We start from the raw sequence: 21,179 nt of genomic DNA on the forward strand, positions 1-21,179 counted from the left end.
CGCCGCTCCCGAAAGCCTGAAGATGGAGACACTCCGTGGCCAACCCCCTCGAGAAACTGCTTCGCGCCGGTGAGGGTCGCATCCTCCGGCGGCTCCAGCAGGTGGTGAAGGCCGTCGGCGCGCTGGAAGAGGACTACGAGCACCTCACCGACGAAGAGCTTCGGGGTGAGACCGCGGAGCTCCGTGCCCGCTACCAGGCCGGCGAGACCCTCGACCACCTCATGCCCGAGGCGTTCGCGGCTGTCCGCGAAGCCGCGAAGCGCACCCTCGGGCAGCGCGCCTACGACGTCCAGATCATGGGCGGCGCGGCGCTGCACCTCGGCAACATCGCCGAGATGAAGACCGGTGAGGGCAAGACGCTCACCGGCGCCTTCCCCGTCTACCTCAACGCGATCGCCGGCGAGGGCGTGCACGTCGTCACGGTCAACGACTTCCTCGCGTCGTACCAGTCCGAGCTCATGGGCCGCATCTACCGCGCGCTCGGCATGACCACCGGCACGATCGTCGCGGGCCAGACGCCCGAGGTCCGTCGCGAGCAGTACAACGCCGACATCACGTACGGCACGAACAACGAGTTCGGTTTCGACTACCTGCGCGACAACATGGCGTGGCGCAAGGAGGATCTCGTCCAGCGCGGTCACTTCTACGCGATCGTCGACGAGGTCGACTCGATCCTCATCGACGAGGCGCGCACGCCGCTCATCATCTCGGGGCCGTCGTCGGGGGAGGCGAACCGCTGGTTCGTCGAGTTCGCGAAGATCGCGAAGACCCTCGAGCCCGGCGTCGACTACGAGGTCGACGAGAAGAAGCGCACCATCGGCGTGCTCGAGCCCGGCATCGAGAAGGTCGAGGACTACCTCGGCATCGACAACCTGTACGAGTCGGCGAACACGCCGCTCATCTCGTTCCTCAACAACTCGATCAAGGCGCTGGCGCTGTTCAAGCGCGACACCGACTACGTCGTGATGAACGACGAGGTCATGATCGTCGACGAGCACACCGGCCGCATCCTGGTCGGGCGCCGCTACAACGAGGGCATCCACCAGGCCATCGAGGCCAAGGAGGCCGTCCCGGTCAAGGCCGAGAACCAGACGCTGGCCACCGTCACGCTGCAGAACTACTTCCGCCTGTACGAGAAGCTCGCCGGCATGACCGGTACCGCCGAGACCGAGGCGGCGGAGTTCATGTCGACGTATCAGCTCGGCGTCGTCCCGATCCCGACGAACAAGCCCATGATCCGCAAGGACCAGGCCGACCTCGTCTACAAGAACGAGACGGCGAAGTTCGCTCAGGTCGTCGAAGACATCGCCAAGCGCCACGAGGTCGGCCAGCCGGTGCTCGTCGGCACCGTGAGCGTCGAGAAGAGCGAGTACCTGTCGCGCCTGCTCGCGAAGAAGGGCATCAAGCACGAGGTCCTCAACGCGAAGAACCACGCCCGCGAGGCCGAGATCGTCGCGCGGGCCGGTCGGCTGGGCGCCGTGACCGTCGCGACGAACATGGCAGGTCGAGGCACCGACATCATGCTCGGCGGCAACGCCGAGTTCCTCGCGGTGCAGGAGATGAAGACCAAGGGCCTCGACCCGGTCGAGACGCCCGACGAGTACGAGGCCGAATGGGACGCGGTCTACGAGTCGATGCGCGACCGCGTCGCGCAGGAGAGCACGAAGGTCGTCGAGGCCGGCGGCCTGTACGTGCTCGGCACCGAGCGCCACGAGTCGCGCCGCATCGACAACCAGCTGCGCGGTCGCTCCGGCCGTCAGGGCGACCCGGGCGAGAGCCGGTTCTACCTGTCGCTCACCGACGACCTCATGCGTCTCTTCCAGTCGGGCGCGGCCGAGGCCATCATCGCGCGGACGAACTTCCCCGACGACGTCGCGATCGAGTCGGGCATGGTCACGCGCGCGATCAAGTCGGCGCAGAGCCAGGTCGAGGCGCGCAACGCCGAGATCCGCAAGAACGTCCTCAAGTACGACGACGTCCTCAACCGCCAGCGCGAGGCGATCTACTCCGATCGCCGGCACATGCTGCAGGGCGACGACATCGCCGACCGCGTGCAGCACTTCATCGAAGACGCGATCAACGCCGTGATCGACGACCACACCGGCTCGGGCCACAGCGAGAACTGGGACTTCGACGCGCTGTGGACGGAGCTCAAGACCCTCTACCCGGTGGGTGTCACCATCGACGAGGTCGTGGCCGAGGCGGCGGGCCGCAAGGGCGGCATCACCGCCGAAGGACTCAAGCGCGAGATCCTCTCCGACGCCCGCATCGCCTACGACAAGCGCCAGGACACCCTCGGCGAGGCCGCGACGCGCGAGCTCGAGCGCCGCGTCGTGCTCCAGGTGCTCGACCGCCGCTGGCGCGACCACCTCTACGAGATGGACTACCTCAAGGACGGCATCGGCCTGCGTGCCATGGCCCAGCGCGACCCGCTCATCGAGTACCAGCGCGAGGGCTACCAGATGTTCCAGGCGATGATGGGGCAGATCAAGGAGGAGTCGGTCGGCTACCTCTACAACCTCGAGGTCGAGGTGCGCCGCCAGGGCGAGGCCGGCGCCGAGCAGGTCACCCAGGTCGAGGCCAAGGGCCTCGGCGCCCAGCCCGTCGAGGCCCAGCGCCTGCAGTACACCGCGGCGAACGACGCCGGGGAGGTCGAGGTGCGCAACGATCGCGGGCAGGTGCAGCAGGCGGCCACTCGTCTTCGCCAGGCGGCTGCCGCGGCCGCCGCGGCTCCCGCCCCGCAGCAGGCGCCCGTCGCCGAGCAGCAGCGCGGAGCCTTCGGCCAGCGGACGGATGCCGAGGCCCCGGCCGCGCCGGCGGCTCCGCTGAACCGCGCGCAGCGTCGCGCGGCCGAGCAGCGCAAGAAGTAGGACTCGCTCGCCAGGTGGCCCGCGCGCGAGCGCGGGCCACCTGGCGTCCATTGGCCCTCCTCGGCCGCCGATATCCTGAAGCGATGAGTCCCCTCCGCCCCCTCGATCAGTCGAGCAAGCTCCAGAACGTTCTCTACGAGATCCGCGGGCAGGCACTGGCAGAGGCCGACCGGCTGGAGGACGACGGGCACACGATCCTCAAGCTGAACACGGGCAACCCCGCCGTGTTCGGGTTCGAGGCGCCGTTCCAGATCGTGCGCGACATGATCGAGGCCGTCCCGCACGCCCACGGTTACAGCGACAGCAAGGGCATCATGTCGGCGCGGCGCGCGGTCGTGTCGCGCTACGAGCAGGTGCCCGGCTTCCCGCAGTTCGACCCCGACGACGTCTATCTCGGCAACGGCGTGTCCGAGCTCATCACGATGACGATGCAGGCCCTCCTCGACGAGGGCGACGAGGTGCTCATCCCCGCACCCGACTATCCGCTGTGGACCGCGATGACGAGCCTCGCCGGCGGCACACCCGTGCACTACCGCTGCGACCCCGATGCCGATTGGCAGCCCTCGCTGGAAGACATCCGTGAGAAGGTCACGCCGCGCACCAAGGCGATCGTCGTCATCAACCCCAACAACCCGACCGGCGCCGTCTACAGCCGGGAGGTTCTCCAGGGGATCGTCGAGATCGCGCGCGAGAATTCGCTGCTGCTGCTATCGGACGAGATCTACGACCGCATCCTGTTCGACGAGGCGCAGCACATCCCGCTCGCGACGCTCGCGCCCGACCTGCTGTGCCTCACGTTCAACGGCCTGTCGAAGACGTACCGCGTTGCGGGCTATCGCTCCGGCTGGCTCGTGATCACCGGTCCGAAGAAGCACGCGGCGGGCTTCCTGGAGGGCATCCAGCTCCTCGCGTCCACACGGCTGTGCCCCAACGTGCCGGCGCAGTACGCCGTCCAGGCCGCGCTGTCGGGCGTCCAGTCGATCGACGCGCTCATCGCGCCCGAGGGGCGCCTCCATGAGCAGCGGGATGCGGCGTGGGAGGGCCTCGAGCGCATCCCCGGCGTGACGTGCCTCAAGCCGAGGGGCGCGCTCTACGCGTTCCCGCGGCTCGACCCGAACGTGTACGAGATCCGCGACGACGCCAAGCTCGTCTACGACTTCCTCGTCGCCGAGCACGTGCTGCTGGTGCAGGGCACCGGCTTCAACTGGCCGACCCCCGACCACCTGCGCATCGTCACGCTGCCCGAGGCCCGCGTCCTCGCGGAGGCCGTCGAGCGGCTCGGCAACTTCCTCTCCTCGTACAAGCAGTAGCAGACGTCGGCTGCGAGTCGCGGCGTGCGTCAACCCCCTCGCGTGACGCGGCCGTGCGTCGTACTTTCGCGGCATGTCCATCGAACTGAACCAGCCGGCGCTGCGCCATGCGCGGGCGCTCATCCGGGACGGCAAGGTCGTGCGCGATGAACGCGACGATTGGTCGGAAGCCGCGCCGACAGCCGACGAGGAGAACTCGTACATCGAGCGAGAAGGATGGACGGAGTACTCCCACTGGCACATCGGCATCGACCATCGCGAGAACGAGGAGACGAAGCAGGCGTACTCGTTCCCCGTGGGCGACTTCAAGAAGGTCCACCGGTCCGGGGTGATCTCGGCTGAGAGCCGCGCCGGACAGCATGGCCACTACGAGATCCGCGACGCGCTGCGGTCGCTGCTCGAGCTCATCGACGACCACGACAAGAGCTGACGACGGGACCGGCCGCATCGTCGGGGCCGGCTCCGTCGCCGGATCGTGGACGCCGTCGCCTCCCACGGCACCGTCAGCCGGGCGCGGGTGACGGCGGCGCGTGCGTCAGAGCAGAGCGAGCGAGGTCGCGCGCCAGCGGCCGTCCATGCCCTCGAGGCGCACGGCGAGGGCGCGCGTGCGCGCAGGCCCCCGCACGACGATGACCGCCTCGATGATGCCGTCGGCGGGGGAGGACTCGTGCACCGACATGATCGTGTGCACGGGGCGCCTCGCCGCCACACCCCGCGCGCTGCGCGCCCGCGTCGCGAGGTTCGCGCGCGTGACGAGCTTGCGGTAGGCGTCCTCGGTGAGCCAGCGAGCGAGCTGGTCGACTTCGCGGACGCCCGCGAAGACCTCGAGCACGCCGACCGTGAGGTTGCGCAGGAACGGCTCCGGAGCGGGGAGCGCGGTGGACGGCGTCCGCTGCGGCGCGAAGAACTCTGCGACCTGCGCGCTGCTGCGGGACGCATAGGGTACGCGGGCGGTGCCCGCGGGCGTCGTTGCCATGGGTGCCAATCTCGACAGGGGGATGTCTTCCCGGACAGTAGATCACACAGCGAACTCTCAGGAAAATCATGCCCGGTCGGCTGTGGATAACTCGTCGGCCGATCGGCCGCGGTGCCCTACTCTCGCTGAGTGCGCTGGGACCGCTTCTTCGACGACCTCGAGGATCAGCTCGCCTCCGAATGGGAGGCGGAGCGTGCCGCGCTCGACACCGAGGCCGAGCGCCTGCGGCTCTCCCGGGTGCAGCTGTCCGAGCGCCTCATGCTGCTCGCGGCCCGCGAGGGGGCCTCGCCGATCGTCGCGTCGTTCGACCTCGGCGATGGCGCCACGGTGCGGGCATCGGTGACCGGCGTCGGCGCTGACTGGGTCGCCCTGGCCCTCGCCGACGGACCGGGCGGCGCGGTGCTCGTGCCGTTCGCCTCGATCGGGGTCATCGGCCTGCCGCACGCCGACCTCCTGCGCACGGCGCGCCCTGCGCCGCCGCGGTCGTCCCTGGCCGACCGGCTCACCTTCGGCTTCGTGCTGCGCGACCTCGTCCGCCGCCGGGCGGGGGTCGCGGTGCACCTGGTGTCGGGGCGGGTCCTCACCGGCACGATCGATCGCGCCGGTGCCGACCACCTCGACCTCGCCGTGCACGACCAAGGCTCGCCGCGGCGCGCCGATGCGGTGTCGGGATACCGGCTGGTGCCGTTCGGGGCCATCGCCTGGATCCGAGCGGACGAGGCGCCGGCGATCCCCTGACCGCCGGGCCGATGCATCCGCGTGAGGGATGCCGCGCTCAGTCCGGGTGGCGTACGATGCTGCCGCCCCACAGCTCGGGGAAGCTGGCGGTCTGGGACTGACGCCACAGCGCCATGCGCCGCGCCTCCTCGGCCTGGTCGTCGAGGTAGTCCCCGACGCTCGCGGCGTCGATCCGCCAGCGTGCGGGCGCGCCGACACGCAGTCCACGAAGCCGCCCTTCGTGGACCAGAGCCATGACCTCGTCGACCGACACGCCGAGCACTTCGCCCACCTGGGCGGGTGCGAGCAGACGCACGTCGGACGTCGGGTCATCTGACATGCCCCCATTATGGACCTGCCTCCCCAGTGCGGGCTGGGCCCCCTCACCCCTGTGGATAACGCCCGACGGCCTCGCGCCGAGTCGGCGACGATGGACGCATGACCGCCGCCCACGACCCCCTCCGAACCCCGCGCCGAGCCTTCTGGGCAGACGCCCGGTTCTTCCTCGGCGTGCTCCTCGTGGCGGCATCCGTCGTCGGCGTGTGGCTCGTCGTGTCGGCCGCGCGCCAGACTGTCCCGGTCTACGCCGCAGCCCACACGATCGTCCCCGGCGAGGCGATCGGGACCGGCGACCTGAAGGTCGTCGACGTCGCGCTCGGGACCCTCTCCGGCACGTACCTCACGGCGGACGACCTCGACCGACCCGTCGTCGCGACACGCACGATCGAGGCGGGCGAACTGGTGCCCGCGGCATCCGTCGGCGATCCCTCCTCCGCACGCACCACAAGTGTCGTCGTGCGCAGCGCCGTCGATGTGCCGGCATCGGTCGAGGCGGGCAGCGTCGTCGAGGTCTGGTCGGCCCCGCTGCGGGAGCAGGGCGCGTACGACGAGCCGCGCATCCTGGTCGCCGACGCCACCGTGGTCTCGGTGACGCGCGACGACTCCATGATCGGCGGCGGTGCGGCCGCCCTCGAACTCGTGATCCCGCGCGCGGACGTGCCGGCCACGCTCGCCGCGATGGCCGACGAGTCCGCGCTCTCGATCGTCCCGACGACGGGCTCCGGCTCGTGAGGGTCGTCGTCGCCGTCGACGAGGCCCGCCTCCTCGTCGAGGGACTGCGGCGCGAGGGGATCGACGTGATCGCCGAGGTCGCGGCATCCGCTCCCGCCCTCGCGGCGGCGGATGGGATGCTGGGCGCCGACGCCGAGACGATGCACCGGGCCCTCGCCGACGCCGACGCGCTGGTGGTCGCGGTGTCGCGCGCCACGATGTCGCCGACCGTCGTCGCACTCTGCGACCGTGCCGGCACGCGCGTCGTGCCGCTCGTCGAGGACGCGGCGGGGGAGCGGATCGCCGCATCCTGCGGACTCGAGACCCCGCTGAAGCTGCACACCGAGCCATGGCGCATCGCCGAAGCCCTCTCGGCGACGCCGCAGCCGCCGACCGCTGCCTCGCACGCGCGCCCGCAGCCGCGCGTGATCGCGGTGTGGGGTCCCGCCGGCGCTCCCGGACGCTCCACCGTCGCGGCAGAGCTCGCCGTCGAACTCGCGCGCGGCGGACGCCACGTCGCGCTGGTCGACGCCGACACGCACGCCCCGTCGCTCGCGCTGACGCTCGGGCTCGCCGACGAGGGCCCCGGATTCGCCGCCGCGTGCCGGCAGGCCGAGCTCGGCGGCCTCGACGCGCGCGAGCTCACCCGCATCGCGGTGCCGCTCGGCCGCACCGGCGTCGACGTGCTCACGGGCATCAACAGGCCCTCCCGCTGGCCCGAGCTGAGCGACCGGCGCGTGGGCGCCGCGCTCGCCGCCTGCCGCGAGTGGGCCGACTACACGGTGGTCGACGTCTCCTCGTCGCTCGAGCGCGACGAAGAGATCATGAGCGACCTCGACGGGCCACGCCGCAATGCCGCCACCCTCGCCGCGCTGCGCGCCGCGGACCTCGTGGTCGCGGTGGTGGCGGCCGATCCGGTGGGCGTCGCACGGTTCCTGCGCGGGCACGCCGACCTGCGCGCCACCGTCGGCGCGACCCCGGTGGCCGTCGTCGCGAACCGGCTCCGCCCTGGAACCCTCGGCATCGACGCCCGTGGGCAGGTGCGTCGCACGCTCGACCGCTTCGGCGGCATCGAGGACGTCTGGTTCGTGCCCCAGGACCCGAGATCGGCGGATGCCGCGATCCTCGCGTCGCAGCCGATCGCCGACGTGGCGCCCCGATCGCCCGTCACACTCGCGCTGCGCCGGTTCGTGGGCGAGGCGATCGTGCCCGCTCCCGCGCCGCAGCGCGCCGTGAAGCAGCGGCGGCGGGGCGTCCACCGCTCCGGTTCCGGGCGACCCGCGCACGCCGACGCCGACGACATGCCACGTCTCGGCGAACGAGTCGTGTGATCAGCGCGCTCTAGGCTAGGTCCGTGTCGACCCTCAGCGATCTCGTTTACGCCCAGGGCCGCTCCAGTGAAGAAGACGTGGAGTGGCTGCACCGTCTCGCAGGAGACGGCCAGCTCCTCGCCGATCTGGCGTTCGCCGACATCGTGCTCTGGGTGCCGACCTCCGACGACTCCTTCGTCGCCGTCGCCCACACTCGTCCCGGCGGCGCGGCGACGCTCTTCTACCGCGACATCGTGGGCGACCGCGTGCGGCCGCAGTGGCGCACGCAGGTGCGCGAGGCGTTCCAGACGGGCCGCATCGTCGACTCGGCGTCGCCCGACTGGTTCGAAGAGACCCCCACCCGCGTGAGGGCGGTGCCGGTGGCCCGCAAGAGCGGGAAGGAGGCGACGGTGATCGGCGTGATCAGCCGCCACACGAACCTCGGCGAGGCCCGCACGCCCTCGCGGCAGCAGATCACGTTCAACGACTGCGCCGACGACCTCTTCGGCATGATCGCGTCCGGCGACTTCCCCGACCTGTCCGCGCCGACGTCGCCGCGCCGCGGCGCGCCGCGTGCGTCCGACGGCCTGGTCCGGCTCGACGTCGACGGCATCACGACCTTCGCGAGCCCCAATGCGCTGTCGGCGTTCAACCGCCTCGGCTTCGACGACGAGCTCGAGGGCGAGTCGCTCGTCGAGGTGGTGACCGGCATCCTGCCGACGAAGCGCCAGTTCGACGAGTCGCTCCCGGTCGTGGTCACCGGCCGTGCCCCATGGCGCGCCGATCTCGAGGCGCGCGGGGTGACGGTGTCGCTGCGCACCATTCCGCTGCGCGATCACGGCACGCGGATCGGCGCGATCGTGCTCTGCCGCGACGTGACCGAGATCCGCCACCAGGAGCAGGAGCTCATCACCAAGGACGCGACGATCCGCGAGATCCACCACCGCGTCAAGAACAACCTGCAGACGGTCGCGTCGCTGCTGCGGATCCAGGCACGTCGTTCCCACACCGAAGAGGCCCGCGAGGCCCTCACCCAGGCAATGCGCCGGGTGTCGGCGATCGCCGTGGTGCACGACACCCTCTCGGAGGGGCTCGCGCAGAACGTCGACTTCGACGAGGTGTTCGCGCGTGTGCTCAAGCTCGTCGCCGAGGTCGCCGCCGCACCCAACACCCGCGCGAAGACGCACTCCACGGGTCGCTTCGGCACCCTGCCCAGCGAATACGCGACGCCCCTCGCGCTCGCCCTCACCGAACTCGTCACGAACGCCGTCGAGCACGGGCTCGCCGGTCAGGAGGGCGACGTCGAGATCATCGCCGAGCGCAGTGACGACCGACTCGAGGTGCGCGTGCGCGACACCGGCTCCGGCCTCCCCGAGGGTCAGGTCGGTCGCGGGCTCGGCACGCAGATCGTGCGCACCCTCATCCAGGGCGAGCTCGGCGGCACCATCGACTGGCACACCATCATGGGCAGCGGCACGGAGGTCACGATCGACATCCCGCTGCGCTACATCGAGCGCACCAAGAACTGACAGCGATGAGCGGTCCCCGCTCCTGCTCCGCGCGGCGCCGGCGCGCTGCGCGGAGCCTCTCGGGGCGGGGGTCCAGCCGCGGGTCGCGGCATCCGCTCATCGAATGCTGTGTGGCGTCCTGAGGATCAGGAGGCGCGGCGCGCGCGGGCGGCGCGGCGCTTGAGCGCGCGGCGCTCGTCCTCGGAGAGACCGCCCCACACGCCCGAGTCCTGACCGGTCTCGAGGGCGTACTGCAGGCAGATCTCGGTGACGGTGCAGCGTGCGCACACCGACTTGGCCTTCTCGATCTGATCGACGGCCGGGCCCGTGTTCCCGACGGGGAAGAACAGTTCGGGGTCGACGGTCAGGCAGGCGGCCTTGTCGCGCCAGTCCATGGTGGTGCTCCTTGTGACAGAGGGGTGGGGAGTAAGGGCCCGGTTCGGGTCCGGTACCCTGTGGGATGTGCGAGAAGAATCTCGCCCCACGTCGCTGTGGGAGCACACGGCTTCACCAATCGTCCCATAGCGGTTTACCTGAATCAAGGGTTCATCGGCGGGTTTGTGTAGGACTTGCTGAGTGTTCCCCAGCGGGTATGGAGAGTTCGCACAAACCGCTGTCGGTGGAAGAAGGAGTCGACGGAGAATGCGGACAAACCTGTCCGGAAGGATCGCCGCCGTGCTGGTGGGGCTCGAGGGACTCGGGCTCGCGGCGCTCACGGTGCGCGAGATCGTCGCGATCGCCTCGGGCGACACCGGCTCGATCGAGAGCGCGATCGCGCTGGCGGTGCTGACCCTCGTCGGTGCGGCCGCGGTCATCGCCTTCGCGTTCGCGATCTGGCGCGGCCAGTCGTGGGGGCGTTCGGGCGGCATCGTCACGCAGCTGCTGATCCTCGCGGTGGCCCTCGGAGCGGCGACGGGCGCGTTCGCCGATCCCGCGGCCGCGCTTGCGCTCGCCGCCCCGGCCGTGGTCGTCCTGGTGCTCCTGGTGCTCGCCGTGCGCGACGCCGGCAGGGCCGGGCGCGGGGAGCGCGACGAAGAGGCCGGCGGGCGGGCGGGCTCCTAGACGCCGAGGAGCGCGCGCACGCGCGCGACGTGGCCCGTCGCACGCACGTTGTACAGCGCGTGCGTGATGCGGCCCTTCTCGTCGAGGACGAACGTCGAACGGATGACGCCCATGAAGGTCTTGCCGTAGTTCACCTTCTCGCCCCATGCGGCGTACTTCTCGAGCACCTTGTGGCCGGGGTCGCTCAGCAGGTCGTACGTGAGGCCGTCGCGCTCCCGGAACCGGCGGAGCTTCTCAGGCTCGTCGGGGGAGATGCCGAGCACCGTGTAGCCGGCGGCCTGGAGCGGGGCGAGGCTGTCGCGGAAGTCGCACGCCTCTTTGGTGCACCCGGGAGTCATCGCCGCGGGATAGAAGAAGAGGATCACGCGTCCGCCCCGCAGATCTTTCAGCGTCACGGCCTGCTCGTCCTGGTCGACGAGCGTGAAGGCGGGGGCGAGGGAACCGGGTTCGAGGCGCGTCGTGGTCACCGTCCCACTCTAGGCGCCGGGCTCCTGGCCCTTCTTGGCGAACGTCTCGAGCAGTCGCTGCAGCGAGTCGAGGCGGGCGGCGCCGCCCGGGCCCAGGCGGCCCTCCTCGACGGCCTCGACGATGGCGCAGTCCGGCGCATCGGCGAGGTGCGTGCATCCGCGGGGGCACTCCTGGGCGATCGCGTCGAGGTCGGTGAAGGCCCGCAGGATGTTCGCGGGGTCGACGTGGCCGAGGCCGAACGAGCGCACGCCGGGGGTGTCGATGACCCAGCCGTTGCCTCCTTCGCCGCGGTAGCGCAGCGACACGGTCGAGCTGGAAGTGTGCCGCCCGCGACCGGTCACGACGTTGACGTGCCCGGTCGCGCGCTTGGCATCGGGAACGAGCGCGTTGACGAGCGTCGACTTGCCGACGCCCGAGTGGCCGACGAACACCGTCGAGTGGCCGACGAGCGCCGCCCCGATGCGCTCGAGCGGCATCTCCTCCCGCCCGCTCGTGAACACCTCGAGGTCGAGGCCGTCGAAGTGCGCGAGGAACTCCGCCGGGTCGGCGAGGTCGGTCTTGGTCACGACGAGGAGAGGACGGATGCCGGCGTCCAGCGCCGCGACGAGGTAGCGGTCGACGAGCCGCGGGCGCGGCTCGGGGTCCGCGGCGGCGACCACGACGAGCATCTGATCGGCGTTGGCGACGACGACGCGCTCGACCTGGTCGGTGTCATCGGCGCTGCGTCTGAGCAGCGAGGTGCGCTCCTCGATGCCGACGATGCGCCCGAGTGTGCCGTCGTCGCCGGACGCATCACCGACGACGCGGGCGCGGTCGCCGGTCACGATCGGCGTCTTGCGCAGCTCGCGCGCCCGGACCGCGAGCGCCGTGCGCTCTGTCGGCAAGTCCTCGTCGACGAGCACGGTGTACCGGCCGCGGTCGACGCCGAGCACGCGCGCGATCTCGGCGTCGCTGTGCGCCGGACGGCGTTTGGTCCGGGGGCGGTTGGCCTTCGGATTCGGCCGCACGCGCACGTCGGCCTCATCGAACTCCGGTTCGTCGTCGTCGAGGTCGTCGAGCCAGCTCACGGTGTCGTCCCGCTCATCGAGTCATCCCGGATCGGTTCACGCTGGTCATCCCGATCGCTCCGCGAACGTGTCCACGCGCCGCCTCACGAGGCGCGCATCGTCTCCTCGGGGAGCCCGCCATCGGCGTGCTCGCCGTCGAGCATCCGCTGCCAGATCTGCGGGAACTCCGGCATCGTCTTGGCGGTCGTGCCGATGTCGTCGACCTCGACTCCGGGCACCGCCAAGCCGATCAGGGCGCCCGTGGTCGCCATGCGGTGATCGTGGTACGCATGCCAGGTTCCGCCGTGGAGCGGGCGGGGGACGATGCGGATGCCGTCGGGCAGCTCTTCGGCCTCGCCTCCGAGGCCGCGCAGCTCCGCGACGAGTGCCGCGATGCGGTCGGTCTCGTGGCCGCGGATATGACCGATGCCGTGCAGGGTCGACGGGGAGTCGGCGAAGGCGGCCAACGCGAAGATCGTGGGGGTCAGCTCGCCGGCGGCCGACAGGTCGAGATCGACGCCCTGGATGCCCGCCCCTGCGGTGACGGTGAGCGCTCCTCCGCGGCGCACCACGCGGGCGCCCATGAGCGACAGGATCTCGGTGAGCATCGCACCGGGCTGGGTGGAGTGCGCGGGCCAGCCGGTGACCGACACCGAGCCGCCGGCCACCATGGCCGCCGCCAGGAACGGCGCCGCGTTCGACAGGTCGGGCTCGATCGCGACGTCCTTGCCGCGGATGGGGCCGGCAGGCACGATCCACTCGCCGATGCCCGGACGCTCGACGTGAACGCCGCGGTGCCCGAGGGCTTCGACGGTCATGTCGATGTGGGGAATGCTCGGCAGTCGCGCCCCGGAGTGACGCAGCTGCAGCCCGACGTCGAACCGCGGCGCCGCGAGCAGGAGCCCCGAGACGAACTGGCTCGACGCGCTGGCGTCGATCGTCACCTCCCCGCCGCGAACGTGGCCATGGCCGCGGATGATGAAGGGGAGCGCCCAGTGGCCGCCGTCGTCGATGTCGACGCCGACGTCGCGCAGCGCCGTGATCATCGCGCCCATCGGGCGGTGAAGCGCGCTCTCGTGCGCCGTGAGGGTGACGTCGCCGCGTGCGAAGCCGCCGAGACCGGCCACGAACCGCATGACGGTGCCCGCCTGCCCGCAGTCCACGACGGTGTCGCCGCGCAGCGGCCACACCGGTGTCACCTCGATGTCGTCGCCGTACGACCCGGTGCCCTCGACGCGCTCGATGCCGACGCCGAGGGAGCGCAGCGCGTCGATCATGCGGGCGGAGTCGTCGGAGTGCAACGGCGCGATCAGGCGGCTGGGGGCGTCGGCGAGGGCAGCCAGGATCAGCTCACGGTTCGTCAGCGATTTCGAGCCGGGAACGGTCACCGTGGCGTGCAGCGCGCCGTCCGCGACGGGCGCGGGCCAGTGGCCGCGCTCGATCGGCGCGGAGGGCGGGGAATACGCGTCGGCTGTCATCGGGTTCTACCCTACTGAACCCGGTGGGCACGAGCCGGGAGCAACCTACCGAGCGGAGCCGGATGTTCGCCACCCTCGAGCGCCTCGATCACGACGCGCCCCTCCTCGCCGAGCGCGACCCGGGCGTCCCAGGCAGCCTGCAACCTGCCGCCGTAGACTGGCGCGTGATGAGCGAGTCGACCGACCAGGCTGCCGAGGCGGACCTCGAACAGGATCCCCGTGCGCAGTTCGAAGAGCAGGCGCTGCCTTTCATGGACCAGCTGTACGCCGCGGCCATGCGCATGACCCGCAACCCCGCCGATGCGGCGGATCTCGTGCAGGAGACATTCGTCAAGGCGTTCGCCTCGTGGAAGACCTTCACGCAGGGCACGAACCTCAAGGCGTGGCTGTACCGCATCCTGACGAACACCTATATCAACACGTATCGCAAGAAGCAGCGCGAGCCGTACCAGGGCACGATCGACGACCTCGAGGACTGGCAGCTCGGCGGTGCCGAGTCGACCACGGCGACGAGCACCCGCTCGGCCGAGGCCGAGGCGATCGACCACATGCCCGCGTCGGTCGTGAAGGACGCGCTGCAGTCCATCCCGGAGGACTTCCGGCTGGCGGTGTACCTCGCCGACGTCGAGGGCTTCGCCTATCAGGAGATCGCCGACATCATGAAGACCCCCATCGGCACGGTCATGAGCCGTCTGCATCGTGGCAGGCGCATGCTGCGTGAACTGCTGGCCGACTACGCAAAAGAGCGCGGCATCACCCCCGCCGCCACAAGGAGCACGAAATGACCGACTGCGGCTGTGAGAAGGCGCGGCGCGACCTGGAGGAGTACCTGCGCCACGAGGTCTGCAAGACCGAGCAGAGCGACATCGCCGAGCACCTGGCCAACTGTGAGGGCTGCCGAGACGAAGCACTCGTCGCCACCACGCTGACCGAGGTGCTTGCGCGGGCGTGCAAGGAGAGCGCGCCCGAAGAGCTGCGCGATCAGGTGCTCGCCAAGCTCCGGGCGGTCCAGGCGGCGCACTGACGCCTGCGCCGGATCAGCCGGCGGGCGTGAAGATCGTGAGCGCGCCGGGCACCACGTCGACTCTCAGCGGGAGCGCGCCGATCGGGTCGCCGTCCGCGTAGGCGGTGACCCCCGGTGAGGACAGGCGCACCGAGCGCACACGTCGCATCGCGACCTCGGGCACGCCCGCGTGCGTGCCCCGGTACACCCGGGGGAGCAGGCGGAGCAGGCGGAGCCTGCCGGCGGGACGCACGAGCACGAGGTCGAGCAGGCCGTCGGCCGGGTCGGCATCGGGACAGATCGGGATGCCGCCGCCGTACGTGCGCCCGTTGCCGACCGTCGCCATCACGAGGTCGCCGACCACGTGTTCGCGCGTGCCGTCGGCGAGCTCCAGCTCCACCTCGTACGGGATGCCGGCGAGCGTCAGGAACTCGACCAGGATCGCGATGTTGTATCGCGATCCGCCGCGCGGCCACCGCATCGCGTTGGCGCGGTCGTTGACCTTCGAGTCGAACCCGCTCGCGAGCACCGATCCGAAGTACCTCGTCGATCCGTCCGCGCGGGTGACGCGGGCCAGGTCGATCGCCCGGGTGACGCCCCCCGCGATCGCGTCGGCCGCCGCCGTGACGTCGAGCTCGCGCAGGCCGAGCGTCGCCGCGAAGTCGTTGCCGGTGCCTGACGGCACGATGCCGAGCGGGACGCCGGTGCCCGCGACCTCCTGGATCGCGAGGTTGACGGTGCCGTCGCCGCCGGCGACGACGACCGCGTCCACGCCGACCTCGATCGCGGTGCGCAGCAGCGCGGAGGACTCGGCCGCACTGCCGCCGCTCAGGATCGACGTCTGCACCCCGTGTGCGCGCAGGCGCTCGGCTGCATGGGTCGCGGCACCGGTGTGGGCGCCGGCACGCGCCGCGGGGTTGACGAGCAGGGCGACCCTCATGTCCGCTCCGACGTGTCGCCGACCTGCTCGACCAGAGCGCCCGGGTTCATGATCCCGCGCGGGTCCAGCACGTTCTTCACCGCGCGCAGGACCTGCACGCCGAGCGGTCCGATCTCCTCCTCGAGATAGGGCCGATGATCGCGCCCCACGGCGTGGTGATGGGTGATCGTGCCGTGGGCGTCGCCGATCGCGCGGGACGCCGCATCCTTCGCCCTCATCCACTGGGTCTGCGGATCGTCGGTGAGCGCGGCGACCACCGTGAAGTAGAGCGACGCGCCCGCCGGGTACACGTGCGAGATGTGGCACAGCACGATGGGCTTCGTGCCTGCGGCGGCGAGGCTCTCGGTGAGCGCCGCGGTGACGGCGGCTTTGAGGGCGGACAGGTTCGCCCACGTCGTCGCGGTCTCGAGGGTCTCGGCGAGGACGCCGATGTCCATGAGGGTGTCGCGCAGCGCGGGCGAGGCGAAGCGGCTGCGCTCCCAGGAGCGTGCCGGATCCTCACCGCGCGACGATGCGCCGTGCGCGCGGAAGACCGTGTCGAGCGCATCTCGTGTCGCCTCGGCATCGGCGGACGTCGCGCCCTCGAAGGTGGCGACGGCGAGGCATCCGCGCAGCCGCGTCAGGTGTCCGCCCATCGCCGCGTTCACCCGCGTCTCCGTCTCGTCGCTCAGCCGCAGGACGGTGGGACGGATGCCGCGCTGCGTGGCTTCGCGCAACGCCGACGCCCCCGCGGCGAAATCGGGGAACGACCACGCGCGGTACGCGGTCGCCGCTGGGACGGGGCGGATGCGCACGGTCACCTCGGTGAGGACGCCGAAGGCGCCCTCCGAGCCGAGGAACAGCTGGCGCAGGTCGGGGCCGGCCGCGCTCGCGGGGGAGCGCCCGAGGTCGAGATCTCCCGCCGGAGTGGACACGCGCAGCGCATGGACGAGATGGTCGAAGCGGCCGTAGCCGCGCGAGGCCTGGCCGCTCGACCGCGTCGCCGCGTATCCGCCGAGGGAGGCGTACGGGAAGCTCTGCGGGAAGTGGCCGAGCGTGTAGCCGCGTGCGCCGAGCAGCTCTTCGGCCTGGGGCCCGGTCGTGCCGGCGCCGAAGGTCGCGAGGAGCGATACCTCGTCGAGCGCGAGCAGTGCCGCGGCCCGGCTGAGATCGAGGGTGATCACGGCGCGCTGGGCGCCGCGCACGGGGTCGACGCCGCCCACGACCGAGGTGCCCCCGCCGAAGGGCACCACGGCGATCCCGCGGTCGGCGCACACGCGCAGCACGGCGGCGACCTCGGCGTGGTCGGCGGGGGAGACCACCGCGTCGGGCGCGGCCTGCAGGTCGTCGAGCCGCCGCCGCAGCAGGTCGGGAGTGCTCTTGCCGCCGAGGTGCAGCATGCGCACCGCATCGTCACGCGTCGCCGCGTCGGCCCCGACCACGGCCGCGAGCGCCGATAGGTCGTCGTCGGGGAGGAGCGACGGCGTCAGGACGGGCGCGGGTCGGTGCGGCACGGGGTGCGCCTTGCCTGGCAGCAGCGTCGCGACGATCGTCTTCGCGGCGGCCGGAAGGCGCGCGGGTTCGGACCCCCAGGCGTCCCAGTCGCCGCGCGGTCGGGGCGTCGGGACGGCGAGCGGACGCCCGGGGTCGGTCGGGGGATCGATGGGCACCGTCGCAGCCATGGCGACAGTATGACACATTCTGTATTGTTGTCACATGGCCGATGGAGTGCCCGACACCGAGACCGCGATCCTCGACGCCGCGCTCGCCGAGGTGCTGGCGCACGGCATCCGCCGGACGACGGCGTCCGACATCGCCCGGCGCTGTGGGATCGCCCGCCAGACGCTCTATCGCTACTGGCCCGACGCGCAGGCGGTCTTCGCCGCGCTCGTGACGCGCGAGCTCGTCGCGGCGCTTCCCGCCGAGGCGGGGGAGTCGGCCGACCTCGACGGGCTCGTCGCACTGCTCGTCGAGACCGCAGACCGCGTGCGGCGTCTGCCCCTGGTCGATCGGCTCCGCGACACCGACCCCGAGCTGTTCGCCCGGTACATCCTCGATCGGCTCGGGACGAGCCAGCGGGCGATCCACGCCGAGACCGCCCGGCGCATCGCCGCCGGCCAGCGCGCCGGCTTCGTGCGCACGGGCGGTCCGCTGCAGCTCGCGGCCATGGTGCTGCTCATCGTGCAGTCGGCGGTGCAGTCGGCGCCGCTCGTCGCCGAGTGGCTCCCCGAAGACGCGTGGCGCACCGAGCTCGCGCACGCGCTGCGCGGCTACCTCGCACCGGCCGCCGAGGAGCAGCGATGACGACGCGCGTCGTGGGGCGCACGCCCGGGCCGTCGGCGCTCTCTGCGGCCCGGCGCGCCCGCGAGCTCGACGCGCTCGCCGGAGGGGACGAGATCGACGTGCTCGTCATCGGCGGCGGCATCACCGGAGCCGGGATCGCGTTGGATGCTGCGAGCCGGGGCCTGCGCACCGTCCTGGTCGAACGGCACGACCTCGCGCACGGCACGAGTCGCTTCAGCTCCAAGCTCGTGCACGGCGGCCTGCGATACCTCGCGTCGGGTCAGATCGGGATCGCGCACGAGAGCGCGACGGAGCGGCACATCCTCCTCACCCGGACTGCGCCGCACCTCACGCGCGCGCTGGCGCAGGTCGTGCCGCTGCACGAGCCCGGCCACGTCGCACGCGGCGCGTACATCGGCATGGGGTACGAGCTCGGCGACGGCCTGCGTCGCGCGGTCGGAACGCCCGGATCGCTGCTGCGGTCACCAGGCCCGATCGGACGCGATGCCACCCTCGCCCTCGCTCCCGCCGTACGCGCCGAGGGTCTTCGCGGCGGCGTCCGCGGCTGGGATGGACAGCTCTTCGACGACGCCCGGCTCGTCGTCGCCGTCGCGCGGACGGCCGCCGGGTACGGGGCATCCGTCCTCACCCGTGTCGAGGCCGTCTCGGTCACCGGACGCGAGGCGACCCTCCGCGACCTCGTGACAGGCCGGACGATCCACGTGCACGCGCGCGCGGTCGTGAGCGCGACGGGCGTGTGGGCGGGGGAGCTCGACCATGACGTCCGGCTGCGGCCGAGCCGCGGCACGCACCTCGTCGTGTCGACGGCCCGCCTCGCCGGTTCGGACGTGTCGCTCACCGTGCCGATCCCCGGCTCGTCGAGCCGCTTCGTCTTCACACTGCCGGCGCAGCACGGTCGCACCTACATCGGCCTCACGGATGTGCCCGACGACGGGCCGATCCCCGACGTCGCGCACGCGACCGAGGCCGAGATCGACATGCTCCTCAGCACGGTCAACACCGTGCTGGAGGAGCCCCTCGTCCGCACCGACGTGCTCTCGACCTTCGCCGGCCTGCGGCCGCTCCTCGCGGGCGCCGACGACCACGACACCAGCGACCTGTCGCGCCGTCACGCGATCATCGAGTCCTCCAGCGGCGTGCTCAGCATCGTCGGCGGAAAGCTCACCACCTACCGGCGGATGGCGGAGGACGCCGTCGACGCCGTGATCCGGCGCGACCCCGGGTTCGCGTCCCGCCCGTCGGGAACGCGCTCCATCCCCCTCGTCGGCGCGTGGCCCCGGCACCGCCTCGGCGAGATCGCCGCGGCGCCGCGCCTGGTGCGCCGGTTCGGCGCAGAGGCGCCCTACGCGGCCGCCCTCCCGACAGGGCCGGCCGCCGCATGCGGCGTGACGGCCCAGGAGTTCCAGTGGGGGGTCGCGGTCGAGGGCGCCCTGAGCATCGCCGACCTCCTCGACCGGCGCACCCGCCTCGGTCTCGTCGAGACCGACCGCGAGCAGTCGACGGATGCCGCCGCCGCCGCCTTCGCCCGTGTCGGCGTCGACCCGATCGAGGGGTGAGCGGCCGTCGCGGCGAGGCTCCTGATCCGAGGATCTGAGCCGGGATGAGGGGCGAGACGCCGGATGCGCTCCGCATCTCGGCTCGCATCCTCGGATGAGGGGGAAACGGAGAGCGGGTTGGCAGGAATCCGCTCCAGGACGGCGGCGCAGACGGGTCGGGGTGTCGCACGTCCCCGTCACACTGGAACGGTGACTCGCAGCGCAACCCACGGCGGACTCGGCGTCGTGCAGGGCACGGCGCTGTACATCGCGTCGGTGCTCGGAACCGGGCTCCTCGTGCTCCCCGGCCTCGCGGCCGACGTGGCGGGTCCGGCGTCCATCGTCTCGGTGCTGGCCGTCATCGTGCTCGCCGTGCCGCTCGCAGGCACCTTCGCCGCCCTGGCCGCGCGCTACCCCGATCCGGGCGGCGTCGCCAGCTACGTGCGCCGCGCGCTCGGTCGCACGGCCGCCCGCGCGACCGGCTACTGGTTCTACTTCGGGGTGGCCGCCGGCTTCCCGGTGCTCGCGGTCCTCGGCGCCGAGTACCTGACCGCGATCCTCCATATCGACCGCGTCGCCGTGCCCATCCTCGTCTTCGCCATACTCATCCCGCCGTTCGCCGTCAACATGCTCGGCGTGCGCGTCGCCGGGTGGGTGCAGTTCGTCCTCACCGGCCTCCTCGTCGGGATCGTCGTCTTCGTCGTGGCCGCGGCCTTCCCCGCGGTCGAGGCGTCGAGCTTCACGCCGTTCCTGCCCCACGGCTGGGCGGGCGTCGGCACGGCGATCAGCCTCTTCGTGTGGGCGTTCGCGGGCTGGGAGGTCGGCACGCACATCTCGGGGGAGTTCCGCGACCCGCGCCGCAGCATCCCGATCGCCACCGCCATCGCGCTGGTCGTGACCGGCCTCGCGTACCTGCTGCTGCAGGTCGTGACCGTGGGCGTGCTCGGCGAGGACGCCGGCGCCGGCGCCGTGCCGTTGCTCTCGCTCGCTGAGGCGGTGGCGCCCGGGTTCGGTCCGACCGCGATCGGCGCCATCGCGGCCATCGTGGTGCTGGGCGTCATGAACGCCTATCTCGCCGCGTTCGGCAAGCTCGGGGCATCGCTCGCGTCGTCGGGCGATCTGCCCCGCGTGCTCGCGCCCGGTGCCGAGCCGGGCGGAATGCCTCGCCGCGCCCTGCTGCTGACGTTCGTGATCGCGATGGTCTACTGCACGATCGCGCTCGCGACCGGAGGCGACCTGCAGACGTTCATCCTGATCCACACCAGCAACATGGTGTCGATCTACGCCGCCGGCATGATCGCGGCGACGCTCATCCTGCCCCGCTTCACGGCCGGCTGGTTCATGGCAGTTGTCGCGGCCGTGCTGTCGGTCGGCCTGCTGCTCCTGGCCGGAGCGAATCTGCTTCCCGCCGCTGCACTCGCGCTCGCCGCGATCCTCGTGACGGTCTGGAAGCGGCTGCGGCGCCCGTCGCGGCGCGCGGACGCGCCTGACGGAGGAATCGTGGCCGCGGAGGCCGGGTCCAACGTCGAGGTGAAGACGACGGCGGTTCCGGCTGAACGCAGTTCGGCCCTGGACTCAGCGCGAAGCTGAGTTCTCCAGGGCCGAACCTGCGGAAAGCTCCGC

The 21,179-nt window shown here is 71.7% G+C and carries 21 protein-coding genes; 13 read left to right on the forward strand and 8 right to left on the reverse strand.

All coding sequences use genetic code 11. The annotated features are described in order from the left end of the window. Nucleotides 1-35 precede the first annotated feature (35 nt). From secA to RS82_RS05080, 3 genes are all read left to right on the forward strand, one after another. Nucleotides 36-2,870 (forward strand): preprotein translocase subunit SecA, encoded by a 2,835-nt coding sequence (gene secA / locus RS82_RS05070; protein ID WP_045297412.1) that lies wholly within the window; start codon nt 36-38, stop codon nt 2,868-2,870. Between the two features lie 83 nt (nt 2,871-2,953). Beyond that, nucleotides 2,954-4,180, forward strand: a complete 1,227-nt coding sequence (locus RS82_RS05075; protein ID WP_045297413.1) for a pyridoxal phosphate-dependent aminotransferase — start codon at nt 2,954-2,956, stop codon at nt 4,178-4,180. Between the two features lie 73 nt (nt 4,181-4,253). Then, entirely contained in the window at nt 4,254-4,610 is a 357-nt protein-coding gene (locus RS82_RS05080) for a hypothetical protein (protein WP_045297414.1), read from the forward strand. Between the two features lie 105 nt (nt 4,611-4,715). Here RS82_RS05080 and RS82_RS05085 read toward each other — a convergent pair whose 3' ends face one another. After that, nucleotides 4,716-5,156 (reverse strand): Rv3235 family protein, encoded by a 441-nt coding sequence (locus RS82_RS05085; RefSeq protein ID WP_045297416.1) that lies wholly within the window; start codon nt 5,154-5,156, stop codon nt 4,716-4,718. 129 nt (nt 5,157-5,285) lie between these two features. On the opposite strand from RS82_RS05085, the gene RS82_RS05090 reads away from it, so the two are divergent. After that, nucleotides 5,286-5,894, forward strand: a complete 609-nt coding sequence (locus tag RS82_RS05090) for a hypothetical protein (protein WP_045297418.1) — start codon at nt 5,286-5,288, stop codon at nt 5,892-5,894. Between the two features lie 37 nt (nt 5,895-5,931). Here the strand turns inward: RS82_RS05090 and RS82_RS05095 are convergent, their stop codons facing one another. Continuing rightward, a complete protein-coding gene (locus RS82_RS05095; protein ID WP_045297419.1) occupies nt 5,932-6,213 on the reverse strand; it encodes an excisionase family DNA-binding protein in 282 nt (93 codons plus the stop codon). A 98-nt stretch (nt 6,214-6,311) separates the two neighbouring features. On the opposite strand from RS82_RS05095, the gene RS82_RS05100 reads away from it, so the two are divergent. Genes RS82_RS05100 through RS82_RS05110 form a run of 3 tightly spaced genes read left to right on the forward strand, consistent with a single transcriptional unit; the run spans nt 6,312 to nt 9,762 of the window. After that, the gene (locus RS82_RS05100; protein ID WP_045297421.1) at nt 6,312-6,944 is read left to right on the forward strand and encodes an SAF domain-containing protein; all 633 of its coding nucleotides are present in this window, start codon (nt 6,312-6,314) and stop codon (nt 6,942-6,944) included. Next, the gene (locus RS82_RS05105) at nt 6,941-8,254 is read left to right on the forward strand and encodes a CpaE/TadZ family protein (protein ID WP_045297423.1); all 1,314 of its coding nucleotides are present in this window, start codon (nt 6,941-6,943) and stop codon (nt 8,252-8,254) included. Before RS82_RS05100 ends, RS82_RS05105 begins: the two co-directional genes overlap by 4 nt. A 23-nt stretch (nt 8,255-8,277) precedes the next feature. Continuing rightward, the gene (locus tag RS82_RS05110) at nt 8,278-9,762 is read left to right on the forward strand and encodes a sensor histidine kinase (RefSeq protein WP_045297424.1); all 1,485 of its coding nucleotides are present in this window, start codon (nt 8,278-8,280) and stop codon (nt 9,760-9,762) included. 125 nt (nt 9,763-9,887) lie between these two features. Here RS82_RS05110 and RS82_RS05115 read toward each other — a convergent pair whose 3' ends face one another. Continuing rightward, entirely contained in the window at nt 9,888-10,136 is a 249-nt protein-coding gene (locus RS82_RS05115) for a WhiB family transcriptional regulator (RefSeq protein WP_018171995.1), read from the reverse strand. A 247-nt stretch (nt 10,137-10,383) separates the two neighbouring features. On the opposite strand from RS82_RS05115, the gene RS82_RS05120 reads away from it, so the two are divergent. Further along, entirely contained in the window at nt 10,384-10,803 is a 420-nt protein-coding gene (locus RS82_RS05120; protein ID WP_045297428.1) for a hypothetical protein, read from the forward strand. Here the strand turns inward: RS82_RS05120 and bcp are convergent. From bcp to aroA, 3 genes are all read right to left on the reverse strand, one after another. Next, the gene (gene bcp, locus RS82_RS05125; RefSeq protein WP_045297429.1) at nt 10,800-11,270 is read right to left on the reverse strand and encodes a thioredoxin-dependent thiol peroxidase; all 471 of its coding nucleotides are present in this window, start codon (nt 11,268-11,270) and stop codon (nt 10,800-10,802) included. The two genes, RS82_RS05120 and bcp, sit on opposite strands and share 4 nt — an antisense overlap. A gap of 9 nt (nt 11,271-11,279) precedes the next feature. Continuing rightward, nucleotides 11,280-12,338: a ribosome small subunit-dependent GTPase A gene (gene rsgA, locus RS82_RS05130; RefSeq protein ID WP_045297430.1), complete on the reverse strand. Its 1,059-nt coding sequence runs from the start codon at nt 12,336-12,338 to the stop codon at nt 11,280-11,282. A gap of 83 nt (nt 12,339-12,421) precedes the next feature. After that, entirely contained in the window at nt 12,422-13,795 is a 1,374-nt protein-coding gene (gene aroA / locus RS82_RS05135) for a 3-phosphoshikimate 1-carboxyvinyltransferase (RefSeq protein ID WP_045297432.1), read from the reverse strand. 62 nt (nt 13,796-13,857) lie between these two features. Here aroA and RS82_RS05140 point away from each other — a divergent pair, with 62 nt between their 5' ends. Both RS82_RS05140 and RS82_RS05145 read left to right on the forward strand, forming a co-directional pair. Beyond that, the gene (locus tag RS82_RS05140; RefSeq protein ID WP_211255863.1) at nt 13,858-14,580 is read left to right on the forward strand and encodes a sigma-70 family RNA polymerase sigma factor; all 723 of its coding nucleotides are present in this window, start codon (nt 13,858-13,860) and stop codon (nt 14,578-14,580) included. Next, nucleotides 14,577-14,819 (forward strand): zf-HC2 domain-containing protein, encoded by a 243-nt coding sequence (locus RS82_RS05145; RefSeq protein ID WP_045297433.1) that lies wholly within the window; start codon nt 14,577-14,579, stop codon nt 14,817-14,819. Before RS82_RS05140 ends, RS82_RS05145 begins: the two co-directional genes overlap by 4 nt. Nucleotides 14,820-14,832: 13 nt before the next feature. Here RS82_RS05145 and RS82_RS05150 read toward each other — a convergent pair whose 3' ends face one another. Further along, nucleotides 14,833-15,738 carry a diacylglycerol kinase gene (locus RS82_RS05150; RefSeq protein WP_045297434.1) on the reverse strand — a complete coding sequence of 302 codons (906 nt, stop codon included), beginning with the start codon at nt 15,736-15,738 and terminating at the stop codon, nt 14,833-14,835. Next, a complete protein-coding gene (locus RS82_RS05155) occupies nt 15,735-17,399 on the reverse strand; it encodes an FAD-binding oxidoreductase (RefSeq protein ID WP_045297435.1) in 1,665 nt (554 codons plus the stop codon). Before RS82_RS05155 ends, RS82_RS05150 begins: the two co-directional genes overlap by 4 nt. A gap of 34 nt (nt 17,400-17,433) precedes the next feature. On the opposite strand from RS82_RS05155, the gene RS82_RS05160 reads away from it, so the two are divergent. The 3 genes from RS82_RS05160 to RS82_RS05170 all read left to right on the forward strand — a co-directional run bounded on the left by RS82_RS05160 (nt 17,434) and on the right by RS82_RS05170 (nt 21,146). Further along, a complete protein-coding gene (locus RS82_RS05160; protein ID WP_045297436.1) occupies nt 17,434-18,021 on the forward strand; it encodes a TetR/AcrR family transcriptional regulator in 588 nt (195 codons plus the stop codon). Then, nucleotides 18,018-19,577, forward strand: coding sequence for a glycerol-3-phosphate dehydrogenase/oxidase (locus RS82_RS05165; RefSeq protein WP_045297438.1), 1,560 nt, complete (start codon nt 18,018-18,020; stop codon nt 19,575-19,577). Before RS82_RS05160 ends, RS82_RS05165 begins: the two co-directional genes overlap by 4 nt. Nucleotides 19,578-19,766: 189 nt before the next feature. Then, the gene (locus tag RS82_RS05170) at nt 19,767-21,146 is read left to right on the forward strand and encodes an APC family permease (protein ID WP_045297439.1); all 1,380 of its coding nucleotides are present in this window, start codon (nt 19,767-19,769) and stop codon (nt 21,144-21,146) included. Nucleotides 21,147-21,179 lie beyond the last annotated feature (33 nt).

Source organism: Microbacterium trichothecenolyticum, assembly GCF_000956465.1.
In the GTDB taxonomy this organism is placed as follows: domain Bacteria; phylum Actinomycetota; class Actinomycetes; order Actinomycetales; family Microbacteriaceae; genus Microbacterium; species Microbacterium trichothecenolyticum.